Source organism: Desulfoplanes sp. PS50, from assembly GCF_053851535.1.
This window is the reverse complement of the sequence record NZ_JBSPZA010000004.1, coordinates 34,664-58,370: the sequence shown is the minus strand read 5'-3', so window position 1 is coordinate 58,370 and position 23,707 is coordinate 34,664. Positions and strand designations below refer to the sequence as shown.

Here is a 23,707-nt window from a genome sequence, read left to right as displayed (position 1 = left end):
TCCCGGTTTCACGACAATTTTTGTGCCTCCGGCTAGTTCACATATCCCCATTCCCTGAGCCGCGTATAGGCGTATTGTGCCTGCTCGCCCTGATTCACCGACTGCAGGAACCGGTAGTACTGGCTGGCGGCGTCTTCCCGGTTGCCCAGGTTTTCCAGGGCCACTCCCTTGTAGAAGGTGGTGTAGGGGTTGGCGGGAAGTTTGTTCTCGTAGGCCGTAAAATTCTCCAGGGCCTTGTTGAATTCCCGGGTTCCGAGCTGGGCCATGCCGGCCACCTGGCGGGCCTGGGGTTCCTCTGGATAGACCTCCACAGCCCTGGTCGCCCTGCGGGCCGCGTCCGCATAGCTCTTCTGTACCAATCGGCATTTGGCCAGGAGCAGGAGTCCTGTATAATCGTTCGGGGCCTGGGAGAGGGCGGTTTCAAAGTGCTGCGCCGCCTGATCGTATTTGGAATCACCCATGAGACTCGATCCCTTCTGCATCTCGTTGATGGCCGGTCCGATCCGCCTAAGGGAGGCGGTATTGTCCAGGTAGCGTTCCCGGTTGAGCCGGTAATCCCGGGAAGTGGCGTACTTGCCCGCTGCCGCCTTTCTCGCGGTTGCCAGCCGTTCACTGGACATGGGGTGGGTGGCGAACATGAGTTCCAGGGCGCCTGGTTTTTGTCGGTGCTGCTCGTTGAGCATGTCCATGAGCCCGACCATGCCGTCGGTATCGTAACCCGCACGCATCATGTAGAGCATGCCCAGATCATCGGCCTGACGCTCGTCCTCCCTGCTGTAGTGCGCTAAAAGCGCCCCCGTGCCGAGACTTCCCAGTCCTGCGGCAATATCCCCCATATCCTCGTGCAAGGCCCCGACCGCAGCCGCCCCCAGTCCCACGACCAGTGATGTCAGCTGTCCTTTGCTCATGCGTGCGGCCGTGTGCCGGGCGTTGACGTGGCCGAGCTCGTGTCCGAGCAGGGCGGCCAGTTCGGCCTCGTTGTCCAGCTCGAGCATGATCGCCCGGGTCAGTCCGATACTTCCCCCGGGAAAGGCATAGGCGTTCACGTAGACCGCGTTCAGGGGACGGAAGGAATAGGGCATGTCCTGGCGATGACTCTTTTGGGCCAGTCCTCTGCCCACCTCGTTTACATACCGGTTCAGGGTTTGATCCTGGACAGCCCCGTAGTCCGCGGAAAACTGATACGGGGACTGTTCCTTGTCCATGCTGATCTCCTGATCCCGGGAAACGAGCATGAGCTGTGACTCCCCGGTGACCGGATTGGCGGCACATCCCAGGGTCACTCCCAGGGCGGACAGGGCCGAGGCCTTGAGAAAGGCCCTGCGGGTGAGAAGGGGGGAATGGATCATGGTCTGGTCTCCTTGCAGATCTGAGCTATGTGGATGGAGGCACGAATTTTTAGTTTAGTACAGTCCGCATGTAAAAAAAAGACTGTGTTCCCTCCCCGTTCCAGGCGTGGCAAAAGGGGTACGATGCAAGGGCATGGAATTACACCCTTGCGCCTGGAAAACAGGTTCCCGGCAAGAGACAAAAAAATAAGAGATCTTCTTGACGACGGCAAATGATATGATTATTTTCCGATTATTATCAGATAAAAGGAGAAAAATCATGCACGCGACAACCTATCTCTCGGCGACCGCCTTATCCAAAAAAACATCGGCCACCCTTGATGCCTTTGACAAGGGCGAAGTGGACACGATGATCATCCTGAAAAACAACACCCCCAAGGCCGTGCTTCTTTCCATGGAGGCGTACGAGACCTTGCAGGAAGAGCTTGAAGATTTGCGTCTCTCGGCAGCAGCCTTGAGCAGGCTTGAGACCTTTGATCGCGAAAAGGCCCTGTCGCATGAGACCATGATGGAGAAATTTGCCGGATGACCTGGTCGGTAATCTACCATCATGGGGTGGAAGAGGATCTTCAGCGCGTTGGTGTCTCGATGGCCCGAAGGATTCTTCTGGCCGTCGAGAGCAAACTGACTCGTTCTCCCCGCGAGTTCGGGGTTCCCTTGTCAGGAAATCTGGCCGACTTTCGCAAACTGCGGGCGGGTGACTGCCGAGTGGTCTATCAGGTCAGGGATACGGAGGTGATCGTGTTCGTCCTGGCAATAGGTTTTCGCAGGAACAAGGAAGTTTACAAAATTGCAGCGAAAAGGGAATAGAGGCGTATGGCAAGCCCAGGCCTGATGTGTTTTTATGACGGGTTTGCCCCGTTTTGGCCGGTTTGAAACTCCTTCACCGGCCTCGTACCATCAACCCGTTGCTCAACAAAAGCATGACATTCCGGCAAGATCTCAGGCAACGGCCTGATGAACGATGCCTGGCTCGGTCAGACAGTCAAACCGGATGATACTTCAGGCGATTGGATACGAACAAATCTGTTTTGAAGGCAAGCCCAGGGATATAAACGGTAATGGCCGCAGGGAGAAATCTCCTTGCGGGTGTTGTGGTTGAATAAACAGAGGACAGATACGGTGTGATGTCTTGGCGGTCGTCAGGGAGTTTTTTCCTTGCGGACCGCCTTTTTTTTGTGCCCGCCATTCGGTGAACTGCATGAGCAGATCCCATTGGACCGGGACCATGACCAGGGTCAGAAAGGTCGAGGTGCACAGGCCGGTGACAAAGGTCGAGGCCATGGCTCTCCAGACCAGGGAGTATTCCGGGATGCCCAGGGCCATGGGCAGCAGACCCAGGGTGGTGGTCAGGGTGGTCAGAAGGATGGGGCGCAGCCGGATTCTGACCCCTTCGAGGATGGCCTTTCTCCGGTCCATGCCCTCCCGATAGCGTTTGTTGATGAACTCGATGAGCACCAGGGAGTCGTTCACCACCACGCCGGTGACTCCGACAATGGCGATGAAGCTGTTGATGGTGAACAGGGTCCGGGAGAGGAAGATGCCGTAGATGATTCCGATGAGCGCGAAAACCACGGCGGACATGATGATGAACGGCTGAATGTACGAGCGGAACTGGGTCGCCAGAATGGTATAGATGAGCAGCAGGGCGATGGCAAAGGCGTAGGTCAGGGATGTGTAGGAACGGCGGGTATTCTCGTACTCGCCGGCGAAATCCAGGGTGGCCCCGGGGTAGTCCTTTTGGATCTTGAGGAAATGGTTTTTGACCATGCGCACGACGGCCGGGGTGGAGAGGTTCGATCCGGCCCTGATGTTCGCGGTGATGGTCACGGCCCGCTGGGTGCGGAATCGCTCCAGCGATCCCTTTTCCATGGAGGTTTCCACCCTGGCCAGATCGCGGAGACGGATCGGTCCGGTCGGATTTTCCAGAAGCGGAATGTCCAGACCTTCCACGGGCTCCGTCATCCTGGCGGGATCGATTTTCACCCGGATGTCCACGTCTTCGTCCCGGGTTCTGAAGGTTCCGAAAAAGCCGCCGTCGAGCACGGATGCGGCCAGACCGGCCGCGGTATCCACGTTCAGACCATATTCTGCCGCGCGGCCAGGATCGATGACGAATCTGATCACCCGGTGGGGTCGGGCCTCGTTGGTGGCCAGGTCCAGGAGATCGTCGGCAGTGGCCGGGCTAGAGCGCAGATGGTCGAGCAGGGTCCCTGCCAGTCTGGAAACGGATGCATCATTGTAGCCGATGACCCGGATATTGACGTCCTTGCCCGCAGGCGGGCCGTCCTTTTCCGGCCTGATGCGGATGGAGGTTCCGTCATGCGTGAACGGTTCCAGCCGGATTCTGATCCTCTCGAGATGGGCCACGGGGTCGTTTTGGGGCGCATCCGCGAATTGTCGATCCCGGGTCGAGGGAAGGGTCACGGCCACATGGCCGAGGTTGGACCCGAAAATGGGTTCATAATCCTCGCTGAAATAGAATCCTGCGAATCCGGCCGCGGACTTGGCCATGGCCGGACCATCCTCCATGAGAAACGAGGCCACCTGTTCGAGTTTCGAGTTCATGGCCTCGATGGAGGTACCTGCCGGCCCCTCCATCTCCACGTAGTACAGGGAGTAGTCGTCGGGAAAGAAGGTCACCCTGATGAGCGGCACCTTGCCGGAAAAGGAGAGCGCGGCAATGACCACGGCCCCGGCGAAGAGCACGGTGATCGCAAGGATGGACAGGAATCTGAATCGCAGGGTCTGGCTGAGACAGTATCCAGTCACCCGCCTGAGTCCTTTCATGAACCAGAATTCCCGTTCCAGGGTGGATACGGTCCCGGCCCGCGGCCCCCAGTCCAGGTAGTGGGTGGGCAGAATGAACAGGCTTTCAATGACCGAGGCGAACAGGGCAAAGGAAACCGCCTTGGGGATGATGGCGAAGAACTCCCCGATGGAACCGCTCATGATGAGCATGGGCATGAACGCGGCGATGGTGGTCAATGTGGCGGCGACAATGGGCAGGAAAACCTCGGTGGTCCCGTCCACAACGGCCTTGTGGAGCGGCTGTCCCTCCTGGAGGTGGCGGAAGATGTTCTCCACGACCATGATGGCGTCATCCACGATGATTCCCGAGACCAGGACAAAGGAGAACAGGCTGACCTCGTTTAAGGAATTGCCCGTGGCCCGCATGATGACCATGGTCAGGAGAAAGGCGAAGGGCACGCCCACAGTGGTCAGGCAGGAGTTGCGAAGTCCCATGAACAGCCAGATGAGCACGAAGACCAGGAAGATTCCCAGCAAAAGATTGGAGCCCAGGGTGCGGATGGAATCGTTGACCGTGACGGTGGAGTCCTGGGTCAGAATCGTCCGGACCTCTTCCCGGTCCAGCCGTCCGGCAAACTCGTCCAGGACCCGGTCGACCTCCTCGATGATGTCCAGGGCGTTGCCGTCCCTGGTCTTCAGGACTTGCAGGGTGACGCAGTCCCTTCCGTTGACCGTGGTGATCACAAAGGGGTCCCGGAATGCGAGTTCCGCCCGGGAGGCCACATCCGCCACCCGGACAAAGGAACCGTCCCCGTCTGTGCGCACAATGGTCCGCATGACCTGATCCCGGGTCCGGAATTTGTGATCCACCTCGAGGGCGAATTCACCGACCTTCGTGGCCATGTCCCCGGCCGGATAGGAGACATTGGAAACGTTCAAGGCCCGGGTGACTTCCCGGAAGGAGACCCCGAGCCGGTTCATGCGTTCGGGATCAAGCAGGACGTGGAACTCCCTGGTGTACTCGCCCTGGAGCTTGACCTCATCGACCCCGGGAATCTGGCGCAGGGGAACGCGCAGTTCTTCGGCCATCAGGGTCAGGGCCCGGTTGGTCCGGTTGCCGACCAGATTGACCGAGACCACGGGCAACCAGTCGTTCACGTCGATGAGATCGAAGGTCGGCGGGTCGATGTTCTCGGGCAGCTCGCCCATGATCGAGAGGACCCTGAAGCGGAGATCGTCGTAGCCCCGGTCGTAGTCCGTGTCGTCCAGGAATTTGACCATGATCGAGGAGCGTTCCCGAAACGAGGTGGACCGGATGTACTCCACGTTGGCCAGGTCCTCCAGGCCGTCCTCGATCTTCTGGGTGATCAGGGTTTCCACCTCGGTCGGGGTGGCTCCGGAATAGAAGGTGGAGATGACCACCTTGCCGAAGTTGACGTTGGGATACCGCTCCACCGGCATGACCAGCAGGGATACCGCTCCCCAGACCATGAGCATGATAAAGATCAGGTTGATGAAGACCGGGGCGGAGAGGGCGAAACGGATCAGTCCCTTCATGGCCGCATCCGGATGGATGCACCCGCGGCGAGATCCTTCGAGGCGATCTTCACGAACCCTTCCTTTCCGGCTCCGAGCAGCACCACCCTGACCTCGGTGCCGTTCTCCATGGTCACCCAATGGGTCTCGTACCGTTCGAACACGGCACTTGCAGGAACCTCAACTGTCCCCGGGGGTTCCGGAATTTCCAGGTCGAGTTCGCAGCGCAGCCCTCCCCGGTGTTGTCCTTTTGGGAGCGTGATCAGCAGTTCCACATTGGTCTTCCGGGTGGCGGGATCGAAATCAGGGGCGATGCGGAAGACACTCGCCGTACAGGGTGTTTTTTGATCGGCCAGGCGGACCGTGAGCGACCCGGCCCGTTGCAGGGCATCGAACTCCTCGGGGGCCAGGGCCAAAGGGATGCGCAGTGTTCGGAAATCACCCAGGGTGGCCACGGGCGTGCCCGCTGCGATCCATTCCCCGGGCTCCATGTCCCGGGTGATCACGGTCCAGCCCGAAGGACCGCTCAAAATATGACGGGCTTTGCGTTCCTCAAGGCGGCTTTTTTCGGCCCGGAGTTCCTCGAGCAGGAGTCCGGCCTGATCCAGATCCTGTTCCAGTCGATCGAGATGGGTCCGGGCCTGGGTTTCCCGTTTGACCAATTCCCGGGAGCGATTGGTTTCGGTCATGAGATACGCGATCCGGCTTCTGGCCTGATCGATTCTGACCGTGGTCTGCCGCAGATCCAGGTCCACAAAGGTCGTATCCAGACGGGCGAGCACAGATGAAGCGGGTATGGTGTCGCCCACGTCCACGCCTACCTCGATGCACCGGGCATCTACCTCGCTGGTCACGGTCATGACCCGCTTGGCCCGGGTGTATCCGCTCAGTGAGACCGTGCGTACAGCCGGCCGGACCTGAATGGTTTCAGGGGATGGCTCGCCCTGGGCCTGGGCCGGGCAGGCCGCGATCTGTACGGCGAAAACAAGGAGCCCGAGATGAAAGAAGAGACGTTTCATAACTCTCCAAAAGGGGAAATGATTGGAGTGACGGGAAAAGGGTGGCTGGGAAAGATGTTCTCTCGAGTCAGTACCCTGTCGCGCATTCGGATTCAAGAGGCGTGACGATGGGGCGTAGAACCCTGTTTTTCGTGCCTACAGAGGGGATGCTCGGCGGTATCGTCGTGTTTTCCGCCCTTAAGTACATTCGGGAGTTATGGGGAGGGTGAAGCGAGGCTGAGACAAAGAGCTCGTCCCTGTCAAAAAGCCAAAATCCGGCGCGCTGTTTGTCGGGTCTTGGCTTTTTTTGTGTTTAGATCGGGAAAGATAATCGGTTTGCATTGTTTCCATCCAGATAAACGATTTGACATATTTTACAAAAAATATTGTATTGTTGAATAGATAACTCGTCATTTATTAGTTTTACCTAGAGAAAAAGGAGAAAACGTATGTTCGTAGGCATGCCCAAGAAGGTATTGCGTTCGGCCGTGTTGATTGTACTGGCAATACTTGTTCCCTGCTCGTCGGCCCTGGCCAAGAACAAGCTGCCTGATTACAATGTGGGTTATGTTTTTACCACCCATCAAACCCCTCTGATCGTAGCCATGTCCAAAGGCGAAGACTTCAAGGAGTTTGGAGTCTATCTCAAGCCAGTGGTTCCGAAGATGAAATACGAGTTGATGGACGGTGACAACAGTTTGGCAATGTTGAATATCGTTGTCTCCAAGAGCGGTTCGGAGACCACCACCTTGTTTGCCATGAACCGGCTCGATCTCGGATTGCTTTCAGGCACCGCAGCGATGTCGAGCATAGACAAGGAAACCAAGATCAAGATGGTCTGTCCGCTTCATGTGGACGGTATGGGCCTGGTGTTCCCTCAAGGGAGCACCATCAACGGCTGGGATGAAGTGCTCGAATATATCAAAAAATCCGATCGACCCGTCAAGATCGGTTATCACTCCCCAACCAGCGCGCCCCGAATTGCTCTCGAGGGTGCCCTGCACAAGGCAGGACTCGGGGTTACTCAGGATGCCACGGATGCTGTGGCCGATGTGCTTTTGGTCGATCTCAAGTCCACTTCCAATCTCATTCCGGCTCTGCTGGGCAAGCAGGTGGATGCATGGGTCGGTCCCGCACCCCATCCCGAAGTGGCAGAGTTCAAGAATGTCGGGCATATCGCCCTGGATCTCAGGAATCTTCCTCCGGTTGGAGAATGGTACGATTTTCCCTGCTGCGTCATGGCTGCGACCCAGGAGCTCATCGATGACAACCCGCTAGTGGTCGAAAAAATGATCGCGTTGATGACCAAAAGTGGCGAGTGGGCCAATACGCACAAGAAAGAGCAGAGTCAGGTCGTTTCCTCGTGGATCGGTGTCCCGGTTCAAGCAGTTGAAAAATCGACCATTATCTATACGACCGACCCTTCCGAGAATTGGATGCGCGGTGAAGCCTTGTACCTGGATGTGCTCAATGACATGCACAAATTCAAAGGGCGGCTCAAGGGCAGGTCTTTGAAAGAGGTCACCCCGTTGTTGTACGATTTTCGCTTTGTTCAGTAATCCTAAGTCCGTGGTTTCTCGGCTTGAGAAACCACGGACAAGAACCAATCGGGAAGATTCATGAACAAGATAGTCCAGAGATTTTCTCTTTGCCTTCTGACCCCTGCTCTGTTTGTCCTCATATGGACATGGATTGCTTCGCAGGTGGACAACTCGGTGATTATCCCGTCTGTGGCGGAAGTCCTCGATCTGCTTGCTCGCCCAGGTGAGGATCTCATCAGCATGGGGTCGTTGCTGACAAACGTTTGGATTTCCCTGCTCCGGGTTGTGATCGGTTATCTGCTTGCCGTGGGTATCGCAGTGCCCTTGGGCATTGCCATGGGATATTCAGCTGTCACCTATACCCTGTTCAATGATTTTTTGAACCTTTTCAGACCGATTCCCCCTTTGGCCTGGGTTCCTCTCGTCATGGCCTGGTTCGGTGTCGCGAGTCTGGCAGATATGTTCCAGGTCGAGAATGGTACCTGGTTCATCTATCTTTCGAATTTCAAGTTTTCCATGATCTTCATCATCTTTATAGGCGCGTTTTTTCCCGTTCTCACAAGTGCCGTACACGGGGTGAAAAGCGTGAACAAAACCCTTGTGGATTCCGCCAGAGTTTTGGGTGCCGGGGAGACGACCATTTTTTGCAAGGTGCTTCTTCCGGCGGCCCTGCCGACCATTGTCAACGGCATGCGGATCGGGCTGGGAATAGCCTGGATGTGTCTGGTTTCTGCGGAGATGCTTCCGGGTTCCCTGGCAGGAATCGGTTATTTGATCACCCATGCCTACACGGTGGCGTCGACGGATATCGTTATCGCAGGCATGGTCTGCATTGGTTTTGTAGGGGCGATCATGGATGGGTTGTTCAGATATGTTGAGCAGAAAAAGTTCTCGTGGCAACGATTGAGCAGATAAAAGCGGTACCAGAAGTCCGGATAGGATCCAAAGACAGGTCCGCCAGGATCAGACGTGCGCGTAAAGCATTCAGGAGATGGTATGAATGAAGCGGTAATGACCGTCAGCGGGATACGCAAAGAGTTTGTCACCAAGCGCGGTGAGGCAATTCGAGCTCTCGATCGAGTGGACTTCGAGGTTTTCCCGAATGATTTCATATGTATCGTAGGGCCTTCAGGCTGCGGGAAGTCGACTCTGCTGCGCATTCTGGCCGGACTTGAGCAGGCGACTTTCGGTAGCGCGGTGTATAGGGGGCAACCCGTGACCAGTCCCCATCACGATCTCGGGATGGTTTTTCAGGAATATTCTTTGTTTCCCTGGCGAACGGTCATCGATAACGTCACCTTGGGATTGGAATTCCAAGGCTGGTCTGCTCACAAGCGATATGAATCCGGGCAAAAATATCTTCGCTTGATCGGTATGGAAAAGTTCGCCCATGCCTATCCGCATGAACTTTCCGGGGGAATGCGACAGCGGGTGGCCATTGCGCGGGCATTGGCCAACGAGCCGGATGTTCTGCTTATGGATGAACCCTTTGGGGCACTTGATGCCCACACCCGCATCCTGCTGCAAAAAGAACTTTTGAGTATCTGGGAGTACAAGCGGACCACCATTTTATTTGTCACCCATAGTGTGGATGAAGCCATTTATCTGGCGGATCGAATTCTGGTTATGTCGGCCCGTCCGGGACGGTTTCTGAAAGAGATCCGGGTAGAGATGGCAAGACCTCGGGACCGGGCCATGCCCGAATATGGGCGTATGGCTGCGGACATCCTGGATATGCTGGAGCAGGAGGTTGTTATGGGATGAAGGGGGTGAGGGATGGTCCCCAGTCTATGCTGAGTTCCAAAAATAAATAGTATAACTGTACGATGTCAAATAATGTTTGAACAGCCCCTCCCGGGGGCGAGGGAAATCACGCATGACGGCATGGACCGGGATATGCTGTTGTCAGGATGTCCTGTGAGCGTCAAAAACAATGGCCTGCAAGCAAGAAGATATCTTGTTCGCAGGCCATTGTCATATTTATCCGGCACCAAAGGATACTGTCAAAGCATTTCCAGAAAGGCCTCGATACGGGTTCTGAGCTGTTCCGTATCCGACTGGCCATAATCTGTTTCGATGTGCAGAAAGGGGAGCTCATGCTTGTGTTCCACATGCTCCCGCAGGGAAAAGGATTCCACATTGTAGGTATGACAGCATTGCCAGGTCAGATCCACTACCCCGTCAATGGTGTAGTCGGCGATGAGTTCGCTGATGAGATCAAGCCTTCCCGTATTGGGAGTCATGCAGGAGCAGGGGGTGTTCAGATAACGTTTGGCCAGGGCGTGGTAGGGATCGGGATCGGTTTCATCGACCAGGGCGGCAAAATCCTTGAGGCTGGAACAATGTTCCTGGACCGGAACCAGAGCCCCGCATTCCTGGAGTATCTGCAAAACTTTTTCCGAGCCCTTGCCGGTGGGACAGCCCGTGTACAGGATGCGCGGTCCGGGTTTCACGTCGGATGCACCGGATGCGACCATGGATTCCAAGTCGTCTGCCAGGGCGGTTATTTTTTCAAGATAGTCATGAACGTCGACCACAAAATGTTTGGTCTCGGTTATGCTGAGCATGTCCAGTCCGGAAAGAGGGGGAACGGGGGCCTGGCCTGTGGCGGTAATGCGCAGAAGCTGTTTTCTGATCCGGTTGTGCAGCCGGATTTCCTGACTAAGTTCTTCCTCGGTGATCCGATGTCCGGTTTCCTTCTCCAGAAAGGCTGCAAATCTGCGCAGTTCTCCTGTCCAGAGGTCCAGAGACGGTTGATCGTCCTGGCGATAGGGAAGATGCATGAGGTGGAGGGGTTTGATGCGTTGCAGCAGTTCATACATCTTTTTTTTACCGTCACAGGTCGTTTCCCCCACAATGAAATCCGAAGCCCCGAAAAAAGGACAGGAATCCGTGATTCCGTACCCGTAGCTGGACTTGATCAGCGGGCAGAGGTTGGCAGGCAGATCCCTTTCGGCAGCGGGGATAGGTGTCTGGTTTTTGCCGCACAGGCCCACGGGGATGACACCTGCCGCGTACATGAGTTCCGTGGGAGCGTAGACACAGAAAAGACCAGCGATCTTGTGTCCCTGGTCCTTGGCCTCGTCAATGAGGGGAAGACTGCGGGATTTATAGGTTGACAGGGTTTCGAACGATTCCGGTTTAGACATCGAACTTTTTCCTCCCCCACTCGGCCGCGCCCCGGGCTCCCACCAGATCCGGGTCTTCGGGGATGATGATTTCGCAGCCGAGCATGGATTCAAGCTGGTTGACCACGCACTTGTTTCGGGCCACGCCGCCGGCAAAGACCAGGGGGTATTCAACGCCTACGCGGGTGAGCATGGATTTGGTCCTGTTGACGATGGACTTGTGCAGGCCCAGAGCGATGTTGGCCGGTGATTCACCCCGGGCCATGAGGGAGACGGCCTCGGTTTCCGCGAACACCGTGCACATGCTGTTGATGGTCGGGCAGCCGGTGGCATTCATGGCGTATTCCCCGAATTCCTCGATGGGGATCTGCAGGGCCGTGGCCATGAACTCCAGGAATTTGCCCGTGCCGGCGGCGCAGCGGTCGTTCATTTCGAACTTGGCCGTCTTGCCGTTGGCAAAGAGGGAGATGGCCTTGGTGTCCTGGCCGCCGATGTCCAGGATGGTCCGGACTTCGGGATGCACGGCCCGGGCGCCCAGGGCGTAGGCCTGGATTTCCGTGAGGGTTTCGACATTGTCGATCAATCCTGATTCGGCCAGGAGCTTGCGGCCGTAGCCCGTGGCCACGACATGATCCGCTTTGAATTCCTCGAGCAGGGATGCGCACTGCTTCAGGGGATCGAAGGTTGTGGCGATTTTCTTGGTAAAGGTGACCTTGTCACAGTCGAGGACCACGGCCTCGATGGATCGGGAGCCTATATCGATTCCTGCTATCATGGTGTTCCGTTCGGTGTGTTGGAGGTTCAAAGAAGAGGGGGAACGGTAGGGAAAATCAACCGGGTGTCGCCTGTGGATGTCATCACCAAGGCAGATAACCAGGTTGTAGGGGCACCCCCCTATGGGAGCCCCTTTTTGCTGTGTGCCCTACCCTTGTCGCATCGTCGAAAAAGGGCACGGCGCGCCGTGCCCCTACGGGAGGTGTGACGTTGTTTATTGAAATCGGTGTATTGGGAAATCGGGTGGAGAGGCATTTTGTATCCTGGGAACGCCGACCGTCTGGTTGGCTTTTCGGGCACAGGAAAAGGCGATATGCGCGTATTGGCTTTTTTGTGCCCTCTGCCGGTTGGTGAATCGGGTATGTAGTGCCGAGCAGACGCTCGGCGTTCCCAGGGGGGAAACCGTGATCATCGGATCATCGGGTGAACCTGGTTATTTGACCATCTCCACGAATGCCTCGATGCGTGTCTTGAGCTGTTCCACATCTTCCATGCCGTAATCGGTTTCAACGACCATGGATGGGATTTCGGCGCGTTGCAGGTTCTTTTCCACGCGAAAATTTTCCTGGGCATAGGGCTGGCAGAACATCAATGTGTACTGGAGCACGCCGTCGGCCTTGGAATTACGGGCCAGATCCAGGATGTTGTCCACCCGTTCATTATTGGGGGTGAAGCAGGCACAGTCGATTTTCAGGTACCGGTCCGTGAGGGCGTCGATCATCTCGTCCAGGGTCTCTCCGGATTCGTCCACCAGATCGCGGATATTCCGGGTTCCCACACAGGATTCCTCGCCCACGATGATCGCGCCGGAGCTTTCCGTGACATAGGGGAGTTTCCAGTTGGGCACGGCCATGGGACAGCCGGACATGAGCAGTCTGGGCGTCCCCTTGGGGGCCACGCCTTCGCCTTTGGCGATCTTTTCCTCGAGCTGGTCGCAGAGGAGATTGACCTGGGCGGTGAACCGTTCGGGATCGTCATAAAAACCCACCTGGTTGATGAGCAGGGCGTCGCGTCCTGAAATGGGCACGGGCTCGGCCACCCGGAGTTTGTTCAGCCGCTGAATGGCCTTACGCTTGTTGTTCACGATGACGATGGCTTTTTTCAGGCTTTCGGCCGTGATGGTGTTCCCGGTCAGCTTTTCAACGGTTTCCTTGTACCGGAGGATTTCCGCCTTCCACAGGGCCCGGTCGTGTTCGTTTTTGCACTGGGGCACCTCCATGACATATACAGGCGCGATCTCTCCCAGGGTCTCATAGGCCTTTTTCTTGCCGTCGCAGGTGGTCTCGCCCACGATGAGGTCACAGGATTCCGTGAACGGACAGAGCCGGCCCAGCTTGAAACCCAGGGACGATTTGATCAGGGCGCAGGTATTTCTGGGGATGAGTTTTTCCACCTCTTCCTTGGCCACATCCGCTCCGGAACACAGGCCCACCTGGATGGCATTGGCCGCAATGGTCAGCTCTTCGGGGACGAACACGCAGAAGGTGCCGATGACCTTGCGGCCCTCGTTCTGCTTGGCATCCTGGAGTTCCTTGACCCGCAGGCCGTGGATTTCCGAGAGGACCAGATCCAGGTATTCCATGCCCTGCAAACGTCCCTGCTGGGAGAGGTAGATGTCCCCGTAGAATTTGCCCAGAACCTCCATGAGTCCGTCGTGGGCAGGCATGTCGATGTTCAGTTTTTCCCACATTTCGTCATATTTTCCCATTGGTGTCTCCTGTCTGAACGTTGGTTTGTATGGTTTGCGCTTCTTTCTTGTTCATTGGGGATGCGTGTCTTTTCCTGGGAACGCCGACCGTCTGGTCGGCCTTTCGGGCACAGAGAAAGGCGGCAAGCGTGTGCCGCCTCTTTTGTAGGATCTGCCCATTGTTGTTCGTTGAATCGGGAGCGCATTGCCGAGCAGACGCTCGGCGTTCCCAGGAAGGGCAAACAGGGCTTGGGGGAAGCCTGAGCCGTTTCGTCCGGTGTTCAATTCCTCAATGTTGCCGCCAGTCGCAGGGGATGGGTCAATAGATCCAGACCATCCCGGATATTCGTGCAGAGTACGTCGGCCGCAGTCAGGATGCCAGGGTACGCGCCTTCCTCCTGGATGAGTCCGATACCCAGGGCAGCCTGTCTGAGCATGAGCACATCGTTTCTGCCGTTGCCCATGGCCACGCATCCCCGAGGTCCCAGATTCCGGATGACCTGCTGCTTGGCCTTGTCCTGTTCCCTGGATTCGAGGACCACGATGTCATGGGAGGTCTCGTCAAAGAGTCCGGCTACGTTGCCGAAGGTGTCGGCCGTGACGATGTGAACGGTGAGATGTCCGGCAAGGGCTTTCAGCCGCTCGGACACGCCCGGGAGGAGCTGCCCGTCCAGGGCCAGGGTGCCGTTGAAATCAAGGACGAGATGAGTGAGTTCGAGGATTTCTCCCCCGGGGATGTCGATGCGGATCATGATGATTCTCCTGATTGATCTTTGAGGATCAAAAAAATAGGAAAAGCAGAGTGCTTTTGCAAAAAAACGTCATGTGCTATGTGCGGGTGTTTTGATGTTTCCCGGTAGAAAGGGCACGGCACGTCGGTGCCCCTACAATCTATCGCCTTGTATTGTTTTAATTGTTTTACTGAGCCTATGAAAATATTACATCTTTTGAGCCAGCGCCCCGATTCCACCGGGAGCGGGGTATACGTCCAGGCCGTCATGGGGCAGGCGGCCGAGCGGGGTTATGCCAATGCCCTGGTTGCCGGTGTGCCCCGGGAATATTCTGTACCTGACGCTGTCCGGAATTTGTGCGCTGTGGATATCTCTTCGGTTTGTTTTGAACAGGATATATCCTTTCCCATTGTCGGCATGAGTGACGTCATGCCATACTCCAGCACCTGTTTTTGCGATCTCGACGCCCATCAGGTCGCACGATACGAACAATGTTTTGAACATGTTTTGGAACAAGCTGTGGAAAAATATACCCCGGATATCATTCATGCCAATCATTTATGGCTGTTGACCTCTCTGGCCGGGCGGATGGTTCCGGATATCCCCGTGGTTGCTTCCTGCCATGGCTCTGATCTGCGTCAGTTCAGACAGTGCAGCCATCTGCGTGAACGGGCCCTGTCCGGGTGCTCGCGGTTGGCCGGGGTCTTTGCCCTCACCCGGGAGCAGAAAACCACGATTAGCGAACTCTATGGACTGGAGCCCCACAGGATCACGGTGACCGGCGCGGGATACGATGAAACCCTGTTCACTCCCCCCGGTGAATCTCTTTCCCTCTCTCCCCTGCATCTGGTCTTTGCCGGCAAACTCAGTCGGGCCAAGGGCGTTCCCTGGCTGATTCGGGCCTGCAAGATGCTCGAGGGGGATTTCGTGCTCCACCTGGCAGGAAGCGGAAGCGGCCGGGAAGAACAGGAGATCCGGGAGATGGCCTCCGGGCTCGGGGACAGGGTTGTCATGCACGGTTCCCTGACCCAGTCCGCCCTGGCGGATCTGCTCAGACGGTCGCATATATTCGTGCTGCCCTCGTTTTTCGAAGGGCTTCCCCTGGTACTTTTGGAGGCCCTGGCGAGCGGGTGTTCCCTGGTGGCCACCGGACTTCCCGGTGTCGATGAACTGTTTGGAAATCTGGACCCCGGGATCGTTACCAGGGTTCCCCTGCCCCGGATGTGTTCCGTGGATATTCCCCACCCTGATGACGAGGACAGGTTTGTCCGTTCACTGGTCGGGGCTCTCGGGGAGCAGATGGACAGGATCCGTTCCGGGGTTGGTGCCCGCTCGGAGCCCGCTGTGAAAGAACTTTTGGGCCGGTTCACCTGGTCCGGGGTGTTTGAAAAGATTGACGCTGTGTATCAAAGACTTGTCTGACCCGTGAGTTCAACCCTCTTTCAGGGTCAGGGCCACGGCAGTGGCGTCGTCGTGTCGCTTGAATCGCGGATAGGCGCGGCAGTGGGGATCGGCCTCTTCCCGGGTCCGGATATCCGCAAGCACCCCGTCCAGTCCCTTTTTCCGGAATCGATGGGCAAACAGATTGAAATCGAAGTCTTTTTCAGGATCGACATGGGGCGGGAACATGCCGTCTGTCAGGGCGATGACATGCCGAACGCCCCTGGTTGACACAGATCCGGAACGAATGAAATCAAGGGCGCCCTGTTCGCCGTTCAATACACCGTAGTCCTGGTTCATCCTTTCTCGCACCTTCCTGATGGCCGGCATGGCCGCCTCCCTGACATCCTCTACCCCCTGGGCCGTGAGCCGGGCCATGCGGCCGAGGGTTTCCCGGTCATGGTTGTGATAGGGCGAAAGGAGCTCGGCCTGACCGTCATCATGGATCACCCCCACAAGGCTGTCGCCGGTCTGTACCCATTCGATGCGCCCGTTGCTGACCCGGAAGACCGCTGCGCTGGTGGACCAGCAATCGAGTTTGTTTGTGCAGTTCACCCTGTGCGCGAGCATGCTTTGACGGATTTTTCGGTTGGCCAGCCGGGCCGTTTCCGCCAGGGTGATGTTCCCCTCGCGTGCAAAGACCGACCAGGCCATGAACGCGGCCCACCATGCGCCGGTCATCCCGTGAAAGCATCCCGGAGTCAGGCTGGATGCCCCGTCAAAAACCCCGAAGGTGTGCGAGCCGACCAGTAGATGATCTTCGTTGAGCCTGGCTGAACCGCGGTTGTTGACGGCCTGGACTGCCGGAGAGCGAGCCGGCCGGGCCTGGAGACAGGCGGTATGTGAAGTAAGGGAGGAGAGCATCTTTGATGCTATATGTCAGATCGATGTATTTGTCGTATGCAAAGATATAATCAATACAAGCTGAACGCATAGCCGATATCTATCGAAGCGACCCCTCTCCCTGGTTTCTTGTTTTTCATGTGCGTATCGTATGAGCGTTTCGGCCATAAAAAAAGCCTCCTGATCAGGAGGCTTTTTTTATGCTGCGAGAAGCGATGATCCGGCAGGGGTTATCCCTTGAGGATCTTCTTGGCGATTTCGTCATGCACGTCGGTGATGAACGGAATCCTTGTTTCCGCCTCGGTTTCCCGGTTGGCGGAGACCAGGTCCTCGCGGGAGAGCTGATCCATGGAAAACTTGCGGGCTCCGGCCAGAAGCTGCTGCAGGCCGGCGCTGAGTTTGTCGGCCAGTGTGTACATGGCGATGGCTCCCAGGGGAACGTTGGCCATTTCGTCGGTGCCGACGATCTTTTCAACATCATAGTACCCGGCAAAGATCTGTTCCGGACTGTTGCCGAGATTGCTCACCGTGGCGGGCAGTTTGTTCCAATTGCCCTTGACCGCATCTTTGCGTTCGTGATGCAGGGCCCCTTCGATATTTGCCCCCAGAAAGCCCGGAATCATCAGGGCCCGGCCCATGCAGATCATCTTGGTAAAGGGTGCACCCAGGGCGAGCCCCTTGAAAATTTGATCCTCGAGGGCGAATCCGCCGGCAAAGGCCATGTCCACGACCTTTTCACCCCTGGCAGCCAGGATGGATGCATATTCATAGGCCTTGGAGTGGAGCAGGATGGAGGGGACCCCCCAGCTCTGCATCATGTTCCAGGGGGACATGCCCGTACCGCCGCCGGAACCATCCATGGTCAGGAGATCCAGTTTGGCGTCCGAGGCGAATTTGATGGCCATGGCCAGGGCTTCCATGCCATAGGAACCGGTCTTCAGGGAGATGCGCTTGAATCCGAGTTTGCGCAAAAAGGCCACCGTGTTCATGAAGTCTTCACGGACCTTTTCATGGGAGGAGATATCCGTGTATCCCAGGCGGGAATGGCGGGCAAAGGAGCGGATGGCACGCATCTTAAATGCCTTTTGGACATTGGGACTTTCCGGGTCCGGATCCAGCAGGTAGCCCCGTTTTTTAAGGAACAGGGCGTAATCCAGGCTGCTGACCTCGATCTCGCCTCCGATGTCCTTGGCGCCCTGTCCCCATTTGAGCTCGATGATGACGTCATTGCCATATTTGTCGATAATGTATTCGGCCACGCCGTTACGGCTGTCCTCGACATTCATCTGAACGATGATCGCGCCGTACCCGTCATAATATCTGTTGTAGGTCTCGATGCGCCGGTCCAGTTCCGGTGATTTGGAAATTCTGCCGTCCTTGAATTCGGCCTTGCGGTCCACGCCGACAACGTTTTCGCCGACCACGATGGGGATGCCGACCAGGGCGCAGCCCGTGGCAAAGGATTCCCAGTAGCGCTCGGCCACAAAGGTGGAACCCAGTGCCCCGGTCATCAAGGGGATTTTGACCTTGGTCTCGATTTCCGCGCCAAAGGAGGATTCCAGGCTGACATTGGGGAAGATGCAGTCGTCGGGGTCGGTGGACAGCCCCGGGGCCATGCCCTTTGCCCCATAGTTGTAGCCCTGAATGCGCAGGGAATTGTAGGAGACGCCTACGTGGGTGGTGTTGTCGCTGCCCGCGGTCACACTCCCGAAGTCACGGGGATAGAGAAGTTTGCGGCCTACCAGGCTGGACAGCCAGGTTTCGCATTTTCCCTGACAGTCGGCCCGGCACAGGGTACACAGTCCGGATTCGGCCGGATTGCCGCGGTTGACGGTTCCGAGGACATCGTTGGATTTTTTCTTCTGATTCATGAACAAGCTTCCTCATAAAGGTTGGGGGTGGAAACCGGCAAAAAAAATGACAAAAATGAAAATCTTAAAGAGGTTTATCTTACATTACTGCAATATTTTCGTCAAATAGGGGAATCAACGGGAAAAAGAGGTCGAAATAAGGAAATCCTTTTTGCTTTTGGGTAAATGAGAAAATCGGACTGTGGGATATTTGTATGTTTTCATTTTTAGAAAGGGGTTATGACAGAAGGTTGCAAAATGGAAATAGGGATTGAAAATACATGTTCAAGGTGCTACTGGAAGTCTAATCCAGCTTTTTTCACCACTGGTTGTGATGGAGGCAGTCGTTCATGCGGGATCATGGAGCGTTGCCGTGTCCCGGGGGGCGTGTAGGCGATGTCCCGGGGCGAGGGGTTCTACCCGCCAACCCTTAACACGCATGGGAGGAGATTATGGCCAACATGGATTATCCGGGACCTTGCCCGAGCTGCAGTGGGATCGAAGGATGTGCAAGCGATGCGGGCAAGAAGGATGCGGTAAAGCGGTATTGTAAAGGCCTTGAGATGGAGCTCAACGCCTGGAAGGCGCAGCTCTATGATATCCTCGTCGCCACTGAGAAGCTCTCGGGCGACGATATGACCAAGCTGGAGAACACCCTGAACACGATCAAATCCACGGTCGGTGAACTGGAAGCGATCAAGAATCAGATGCTCGACACCTGCCCCTCCACCGTCGACAAGGAAGGGGCCATCGGCTCCAAACTGGAACAGCTGCGAAGCGAATATTCCAAGGCGTTGGAGATCCTTCCCGCGGGATGGTTCGGGGGGTGATTGTTTGGTGGATCACTCTCGTGATTCTCATCGTTGCCCATACAAAAAAAGACCCGCCTTGGCGGGTCTTTTTTTGTATGGTGAGGATCGTTTCTCTCATTTATCACTACATGACGTACTCGAACAGACGGGTTAGGTTCAATTTTCTTTGTTCAGCTTTTTGTCCCGGGGAATGAGATTCAATTCCGGGTAGAGTTTTTTGGCACAGACCGGGCAAATGCCGTGGCTGAACTGGGCTGCCGAGTGGTTTTGAACATAGAGCTCCACAGGTTTCCACTGACCATCATCGTCCTGGATCTTTTTGCATTCGGCGCAGATAGGGATGATTCCCTGCAGCCGTTTGATCTCGGCAAAGGATTCTTCAAGTTCTCTGGTCCGTTTTTCCAGGTCCCGGTTGACTTCCAGGAGTTTCTTGTTGGCTGTTTTCAGGTTTTCAAATGCCTGCGCGAGTTGTTCATTCTGGGTCTGCAGTCCCATCTGTTTGAATCCAATGGCCAGGCCGGCTGTTCCCCCGAAAATAAAGGGGATGACATATCCCTGAAGCGTCTGCGGGGTACCCATGAAAATTTTCTGTACCGACGACAGAAGGCAGAGCGCTCCTGATCCGGTGGTAAAGAAAAAGATACTGTTGAGATTTACTTTGTGACGGTGATTCATAATGGCTCCCGGCTGGAGAGAGGAGCCCCTGAAATCGTTTTTTCAGGGGTGTTTTACCCAAGCCTTCCCGAACTTTTTGGCTCTCCGGACAATCCTGTCAACCCTACCCCTGACGAAGATCTGTCTTTTGGGGCATAATATGTAAGCTGATGGCGTATCTCTCTGAAATGCATTAATAATATTGAAGATGATGAGGTCGGGCTGCCACGAGTTTTTTCCGATGCACGCGGTTTGGCGTAGTCCCAAAAAATAAAAAGTAAAAATTTACCACTTTGTCCATAAAATGGTCGAGGATTATGGACGTTTTTCCCACATTCATGCTCAAATCGGCGGGAATGATGGAGCCTTTTCCACGCAAAAAGGACTTCTTTGAGCTCGGGGAGGATTTTGTTTCGGTGTTTCGACGCGAGGAACATTTATTCCAGATAAAGGGCCCGGAATGACTGCATTCCGGGCCCCTTTGGTTGTTTGGTGATTCCATAATGTCGTCGAAGACGTGATCAATCCCCTTCCAGGGCGTCCAGGAGCTGGAAGGCGGCTTTGGGGGAGACATGGACCCCGGCGGAAACCGAGGTGGAGGTCGATTTGGTGGTCACTGTGCCGTCGTTTCCCACGTGGGTGGATTTTTTGTTCGAGGAACCGAGTTTGGTGGATTTGCCTATGCCACCGGGCCAATTGACTTCGCCCAGGGTCTTGAGAACAGCTTTGGTAGTTGTCCGGGAGGAATCAGGATCGTCTTCCCGGGATGTGGCGGCATGAATCTGCCATTCGCCCCGGCCGACCCGGATGGCAAGATATTGCTTCACAGTCTGGGAACCGTTCGTCGTGGCTGCCAGTGAAAAGGAACGGGAGGTCTGACCGTCTTCAGTTCGAGCATCTTCCGGAACCATGGCAAAGGTGGTCCCTTGTCCGTTTGTCCATGACGATGTTATCCCGGTTGCCGAGGATTCCAGCGCGTGCTCGAGCATCTGTTCGTCGTGGGAATCCATGCAATCAAGAGGAGAAGAGGGATTGGTCGTTGCCTGGTCCACCTCCTGATGGGTGGATGTTTTTGGAAACCCTCCCTCAGGGATCAATCGGACGCTGACCGTGGAAGGAACGAGCACGTAAGCCTCGCCGGTATTCTGCTGACTGTCGATGGAGCTCAATCCGCTGGTGATGCCCATGGCCGTGTTGTCAAAAAAACTTCCCGATGAAATCCCGGAATTGATGGCATTTATCAGGACCTTCTGTTCCTGGTACTGGCGTTTAATGGTTACGTCCTGTTGCTGGTAGCCATCCTTGGAAAAGGTCAGGAGGTGATCCTGGGTGCAGGTCAGGTCCACAGTGCACGGTGACACGAGCTGCTGCTGGCCGTCCACATCGACCGTGGCACCGGACGGGGTGGTGGAAATGGGCACGGCCTGGGTTTTGATGGTCGGGGCACAGGCCGTGAGCATCAGGGCAGTGACCAGCAGGGTGACAAGACGGATCATGGGAAGACTCCTTGCTGAAGGGGTGGTGGGATGATGCACCGGGATGTAAGCGATCCACAGACAGAGGTCAAACCAGAATCATTTCGCATCGGTATTCAGATTGCTCCCGGTGGATTGCGCGTGGTACCGAAAATACGAGAGGGTCTGCGCACAAGGGGCCGACTCATAGGCAGCCAATCCCTTACGGGGAAGGTATGACCAACGCGGGGTCGCTTCCATGCGTGGACAAATTTTTCCTAACACTATACACATTCACAATTGAACTGCCAAAAATCCCAGCTCGTTCCCGGAGAAAACTATGTCAGACATCGATCCCCTGCCCCTGAAACCAGCCGAAGGCACTTTGCAAGCGGAACTGGACAAATTCAGGCTCATTGTCGAGCGGGCCGGCCAGGGTATTGCCATCATCCAGAAGGGACGCATCAAATTCGCCAACCCCTGGTTCTGCAGACTCGCGGGATGCACTGAACAGGAACTTTTGAATAGTCCCATCCTTGATTTCATCCATCCCGATGCCAGGGACATGGTCGCGAATTATCATGTGCGACGGTGTGCGGGCGAGGATGTGCCGGAGCGTTACGAACTCAAGGGGATCACGCAATCCGGGAGAGTCGTCTGGCTTGAGATCTCCGGGGTGCGAATCGAATGGGAAGGGGAGCCGGCCACACTGAATTATTTCACCGATATCTCCGAACGTAGACAGGCCGAGGCCGATCTCAGAAACACCCTTGCGGCCACCAATGACGGGATCTGGGATTATAATCTGATAACCGATGGTTTCACCTGCTCGGATCGCTGGGCGACCATGCTCGGTTATGAGCCCGGAGAATTGCAGCTTAAGGGATGCTATTGCCGGCAGATCATCCATCCCGAGGATCTGCCGGTACTCGAACAGACTCTTGGGGACTATCTTGCAGGGAAATCACCCGCCTATGCCATGGAATTCCGTCTGAAGACCAAGGAGGGTGGGTACAAGTGGATCTATTCCCGGGGGAGGATCGTAGAGCGTGACGAAAAGGGCAATCCCGTGCGCATTGTGGGTGCCCATACGGATATCGATGCCCGAAAACAGGTCGAGCTGGACAACCAGGTCCTCAAGGACCGTCTTCAGGGGATGTTCGATCATTTGAGCACCGGGGTCGCCGTGTACGAGGCCGTGGAGAGGGGCAGGGATTTCACATTCATCGATTTCAACCGGGCCGCCGAGAGTATCACCCGTGTCACGCGCGAGAAGGTTGTTGGACATACCCTGCTGGAATGTTTTCCGAACATGGATCGTTCCGGTCTGCTCGATGCCATGAACACGGCCTGGAAGACCGGAACCTGTCAGCACCTGAAGCCCTTTTACTATAGTGATGAGCAGCGCAGTGGGTGGCGGGAGAATCGCATCTTCCGCATTCCCTCGGGTGAAGTGGTCGTTCTGTTCGAGGATGTCACCAGGCGGGTGCAGGACCTTGAATCCCTTCGGGAGAGCGAGGAACGGTTCCGGGTGGTTTTCGAGTCGGTCGCTGACAATGTGTTTCTCAAGGACCTGGAGCTGCGCTATCGCATGGTCAATCCCGTGGTGGAACGGCTTCTGGGTCGCTCCCACGAGGATCTGATCGGTCGGCCCGACGGAGAGCTTTTTGATCCTGACGTCGCGCAACAGCTTGAGAAAAGCGACCGCAGGGTTCTTGCTGGTGAGATCGTGGAAGACGAGCTTGCCATTTCTGTGCAGGGTAGCTCCCGGTTCTTCAATGTCAAAAAGACCCCGGTCCGGGGTGCGGACGGTTCTGTAGTCGGCCTGTGCGGGGTAGCCAGGGATATCACGGAAAAGAAACGGGCCGAAGAGGCCTTGCGCGAGGTGGCCGAGGAGCTCGATGCAACCATCGAGGCGAGTATGGTCGGGCTCATGTTTCTCAAGAATCGTGTCATCACCAGGGTCAGGACCATTTCGCCGGAAACCCGGATACTCTTCATGTCCGGCTACACTGACGATACCATTGCCGAACACGGGGTCATCAAAGAGGGAATCATGTTTCTGCACAAGCCCTTTTCCGTCAAGGTGCTGTTGGCAAAGGTCCGGGAGGCCATGGATGCACATGACGAGGTCCAATGATATCACGGGTATGTCCTGG

The 23,707-nt window shown here is 56.1% G+C and carries 19 protein-coding genes; 8 read left to right on the top strand and 11 right to left on the bottom strand.

All coding sequences use genetic code 11. The features are described 5' to 3' along the window. Positions 1-32: 32 nt before the first annotated feature. Positions 33-1,349 carry a M48 family metalloprotease gene (locus tag ACTVJH_RS02905; RefSeq protein ID WP_455987289.1) on the bottom strand — a complete coding sequence of 439 codons (1,317 nt, stop codon included), beginning with the start codon at positions 1,347-1,349 and terminating at the stop codon, positions 33-35. A 259-nt stretch (positions 1,350-1,608) separates the two neighbouring features. Between ACTVJH_RS02905 and ACTVJH_RS02900 the strand changes: the two genes are divergently transcribed. Beyond that, a complete protein-coding gene (locus ACTVJH_RS02900) occupies positions 1,609-1,878 on the top strand; it encodes a type II toxin-antitoxin system Phd/YefM family antitoxin (protein ID WP_455987287.1) in 270 nt (89 codons plus the stop codon). Next, the gene (locus ACTVJH_RS02895) at positions 1,875-2,159 is read left to right on the top strand and encodes a type II toxin-antitoxin system RelE family toxin (protein ID WP_455987285.1); all 285 of its coding nucleotides are present in this window, start codon (positions 1,875-1,877) and stop codon (positions 2,157-2,159) included. The genes ACTVJH_RS02900 and ACTVJH_RS02895 overlap by 4 nt, the downstream gene beginning before the upstream one ends. 192 nt (positions 2,160-2,351) lie before the next feature. Here the strand turns inward: ACTVJH_RS02895 and ACTVJH_RS02890 are convergent, their stop codons facing one another. After that, positions 2,352-5,657, bottom strand: coding sequence for an efflux RND transporter permease subunit (locus ACTVJH_RS02890; protein ID WP_455987283.1), 3,306 nt, complete (start codon positions 5,655-5,657; stop codon positions 2,352-2,354). After that, positions 5,654-6,655, bottom strand: coding sequence for an efflux RND transporter periplasmic adaptor subunit (locus ACTVJH_RS02885; RefSeq protein ID WP_455987281.1), 1,002 nt, complete (start codon positions 6,653-6,655; stop codon positions 5,654-5,656). Before ACTVJH_RS02885 ends, ACTVJH_RS02890 begins: the two co-directional genes overlap by 4 nt. A 428-nt stretch (positions 6,656-7,083) precedes the next feature. Here ACTVJH_RS02885 and ACTVJH_RS02880 point away from each other — a divergent pair, with 428 nt between their 5' ends. The 3 genes from ACTVJH_RS02880 to ACTVJH_RS02870 all read left to right on the top strand — a co-directional run bounded on the left by ACTVJH_RS02880 (position 7,084) and on the right by ACTVJH_RS02870 (position 9,939). Further along, a complete protein-coding gene (locus ACTVJH_RS02880; protein WP_455987279.1) occupies positions 7,084-8,193 on the top strand; it encodes an ABC transporter substrate-binding protein in 1,110 nt (369 codons plus the stop codon). 60 nt (positions 8,194-8,253) lie between these two features. Further along, complete coding sequence (locus tag ACTVJH_RS02875; RefSeq protein WP_455987277.1) at positions 8,254-9,090, top strand: ABC transporter permease; 837 nt, start codon at positions 8,254-8,256, stop codon at positions 9,088-9,090. An 81-nt stretch (positions 9,091-9,171) separates the two neighbouring features. Continuing rightward, positions 9,172-9,939, top strand: coding sequence for an ABC transporter ATP-binding protein (locus tag ACTVJH_RS02870; RefSeq protein WP_455987275.1), 768 nt, complete (start codon positions 9,172-9,174; stop codon positions 9,937-9,939). Between the two features lie 239 nt (positions 9,940-10,178). On the opposite strand, the gene ACTVJH_RS02865 is transcribed toward ACTVJH_RS02870, so the two are convergent. From ACTVJH_RS02865 to ACTVJH_RS02850, 4 genes are all read right to left on the bottom strand, one after another. Then, positions 10,179-11,324, bottom strand: a complete 1,146-nt coding sequence (locus ACTVJH_RS02865; RefSeq protein ID WP_455987273.1) for a double-cubane-cluster-containing anaerobic reductase — start codon at positions 11,322-11,324, stop codon at positions 10,179-10,181. Then, on the bottom strand, positions 11,317-12,078 hold the full coding sequence (locus tag ACTVJH_RS02860) for an acyl-CoA dehydratase activase (protein ID WP_455987271.1): 762 nt from the start codon (positions 12,076-12,078) through the stop codon (positions 11,317-11,319). Before ACTVJH_RS02860 ends, ACTVJH_RS02865 begins: the two co-directional genes overlap by 8 nt. A gap of 432 nt (positions 12,079-12,510) precedes the next feature. After that, the gene (locus tag ACTVJH_RS02855; RefSeq protein WP_455987269.1) at positions 12,511-13,785 is read right to left on the bottom strand and encodes a double-cubane-cluster-containing anaerobic reductase; all 1,275 of its coding nucleotides are present in this window, start codon (positions 13,783-13,785) and stop codon (positions 12,511-12,513) included. Between the two features lie 260 nt (positions 13,786-14,045). Beyond that, the gene (locus tag ACTVJH_RS02850; protein WP_455987267.1) at positions 14,046-14,516 is read right to left on the bottom strand and encodes an HAD family hydrolase; all 471 of its coding nucleotides are present in this window, start codon (positions 14,514-14,516) and stop codon (positions 14,046-14,048) included. A 177-nt stretch (positions 14,517-14,693) separates the two neighbouring features. Here ACTVJH_RS02850 and ACTVJH_RS02845 point away from each other — a divergent pair, with 177 nt between their 5' ends. After that, complete coding sequence (locus tag ACTVJH_RS02845) at positions 14,694-15,917, top strand: glycosyltransferase family 4 protein (RefSeq protein WP_455987265.1); 1,224 nt, start codon at positions 14,694-14,696, stop codon at positions 15,915-15,917. 9 nt (positions 15,918-15,926) lie between these two features. Here the strand turns inward: ACTVJH_RS02845 and ACTVJH_RS02840 are convergent, their stop codons facing one another. Next, entirely contained in the window at positions 15,927-16,799 is an 873-nt protein-coding gene (locus ACTVJH_RS02840; protein ID WP_455987263.1) for a protein phosphatase 2C domain-containing protein, read from the bottom strand. A gap of 209 nt (positions 16,800-17,008) precedes the next feature. Further along, on the bottom strand, positions 17,009-18,649 hold the full coding sequence (locus ACTVJH_RS02835) for a glutamate synthase-related protein (RefSeq protein ID WP_455987261.1): 1,641 nt from the start codon (positions 18,647-18,649) through the stop codon (positions 17,009-17,011). 431 nt (positions 18,650-19,080) lie between these two features. On the opposite strand from ACTVJH_RS02835, the gene ACTVJH_RS02830 reads away from it, so the two are divergent. Continuing rightward, positions 19,081-19,458 carry a hypothetical protein gene (locus tag ACTVJH_RS02830; RefSeq protein WP_455987259.1) on the top strand — a complete coding sequence of 126 codons (378 nt, stop codon included), beginning with the start codon at positions 19,081-19,083 and terminating at the stop codon, positions 19,456-19,458. Between the two features lie 138 nt (positions 19,459-19,596). Here the strand turns inward: ACTVJH_RS02830 and ACTVJH_RS02825 are convergent, their stop codons facing one another. Together ACTVJH_RS02825 and ACTVJH_RS02820 are read right to left on the bottom strand one after the other, a co-directional pair. Continuing rightward, complete coding sequence (locus ACTVJH_RS02825) at positions 19,597-20,019, bottom strand: hypothetical protein (protein ID WP_455987257.1); 423 nt, start codon at positions 20,017-20,019, stop codon at positions 19,597-19,599. A 596-nt stretch (positions 20,020-20,615) separates the two neighbouring features. Further along, positions 20,616-21,590: a PEGA domain-containing protein gene (locus ACTVJH_RS02820; RefSeq protein ID WP_455987255.1), complete on the bottom strand. Its 975-nt coding sequence runs from the start codon at positions 21,588-21,590 to the stop codon at positions 20,616-20,618. Positions 21,591-21,888: 298 nt separating this feature from the next. On the opposite strand from ACTVJH_RS02820, the gene ACTVJH_RS02815 reads away from it, so the two are divergent. Further along, positions 21,889-23,688, top strand: a complete 1,800-nt coding sequence (locus ACTVJH_RS02815) for a PAS domain S-box protein (protein ID WP_455987253.1) — start codon at positions 21,889-21,891, stop codon at positions 23,686-23,688. Positions 23,689-23,707 lie beyond the last annotated feature (19 nt).

Excerpts from the sequence above, each read along its gene's own strand:
- ACTVJH_RS02905 (WP_455987289.1), bottom strand. The coding sequence starts at position 1,349 with ATGATCCATTCCCCCCTTCTCACCCGCAGGGCCTTTCTCAAGGCCTCG.
- ACTVJH_RS02900 (WP_455987287.1), top strand. The coding sequence starts at position 1,609 with ATGCACGCGACAACCTATCTCTCGGCGACCGCCTTATCCAAAAAAACA.
- ACTVJH_RS02895 (WP_455987285.1), top strand. The coding sequence starts at position 1,875 with ATGACCTGGTCGGTAATCTACCATCATGGGGTGGAAGAGGATCTTCAG.
- ACTVJH_RS02890 (WP_455987283.1), bottom strand. The coding sequence starts at position 5,657 with ATGAAGGGACTGATCCGTTTCGCCCTCTCCGCCCCGGTCTTCATCAAC.
- ACTVJH_RS02885 (WP_455987281.1), bottom strand. The coding sequence starts at position 6,655 with ATGAAACGTCTCTTCTTTCATCTCGGGCTCCTTGTTTTCGCCGTACAG.
- ACTVJH_RS02880 (WP_455987279.1), top strand. The coding sequence starts at position 7,084 with ATGTTCGTAGGCATGCCCAAGAAGGTATTGCGTTCGGCCGTGTTGATT.
- ACTVJH_RS02875 (WP_455987277.1), top strand. The coding sequence starts at position 8,254 with ATGAACAAGATAGTCCAGAGATTTTCTCTTTGCCTTCTGACCCCTGCT.
- ACTVJH_RS02870 (WP_455987275.1), top strand. The coding sequence starts at position 9,172 with ATGAATGAAGCGGTAATGACCGTCAGCGGGATACGCAAAGAGTTTGTC.
- ACTVJH_RS02865 (WP_455987273.1), bottom strand. The coding sequence starts at position 11,324 with ATGTCTAAACCGGAATCGTTCGAAACCCTGTCAACCTATAAATCCCGC.
- ACTVJH_RS02860 (WP_455987271.1), bottom strand. The coding sequence starts at position 12,078 with ATGATAGCAGGAATCGATATAGGCTCCCGATCCATCGAGGCCGTGGTC.
- ACTVJH_RS02855 (WP_455987269.1), bottom strand. The coding sequence starts at position 13,785 with ATGGGAAAATATGACGAAATGTGGGAAAAACTGAACATCGACATGCCT.
- ACTVJH_RS02850 (WP_455987267.1), bottom strand. The coding sequence starts at position 14,516 with ATGATCCGCATCGACATCCCCGGGGGAGAAATCCTCGAACTCACTCAT.
- ACTVJH_RS02845 (WP_455987265.1), top strand. The coding sequence starts at position 14,694 with ATGAAAATATTACATCTTTTGAGCCAGCGCCCCGATTCCACCGGGAGC.
- ACTVJH_RS02840 (WP_455987263.1), bottom strand. The coding sequence starts at position 16,799 with ATGCTCTCCTCCCTTACTTCACATACCGCCTGTCTCCAGGCCCGGCCG.
- ACTVJH_RS02835 (WP_455987261.1), bottom strand. The coding sequence starts at position 18,649 with ATGAATCAGAAGAAAAAATCCAACGATGTCCTCGGAACCGTCAACCGC.
- ACTVJH_RS02830 (WP_455987259.1), top strand. The coding sequence starts at position 19,081 with ATGGCCAACATGGATTATCCGGGACCTTGCCCGAGCTGCAGTGGGATC.
- ACTVJH_RS02825 (WP_455987257.1), bottom strand. The coding sequence starts at position 20,019 with ATGGGTACCCCGCAGACGCTTCAGGGATATGTCATCCCCTTTATTTTC.
- ACTVJH_RS02820 (WP_455987255.1), bottom strand. The coding sequence starts at position 21,590 with ATGATCCGTCTTGTCACCCTGCTGGTCACTGCCCTGATGCTCACGGCC.
- ACTVJH_RS02815 (WP_455987253.1), top strand. The coding sequence starts at position 21,889 with ATGTCAGACATCGATCCCCTGCCCCTGAAACCAGCCGAAGGCACTTTG.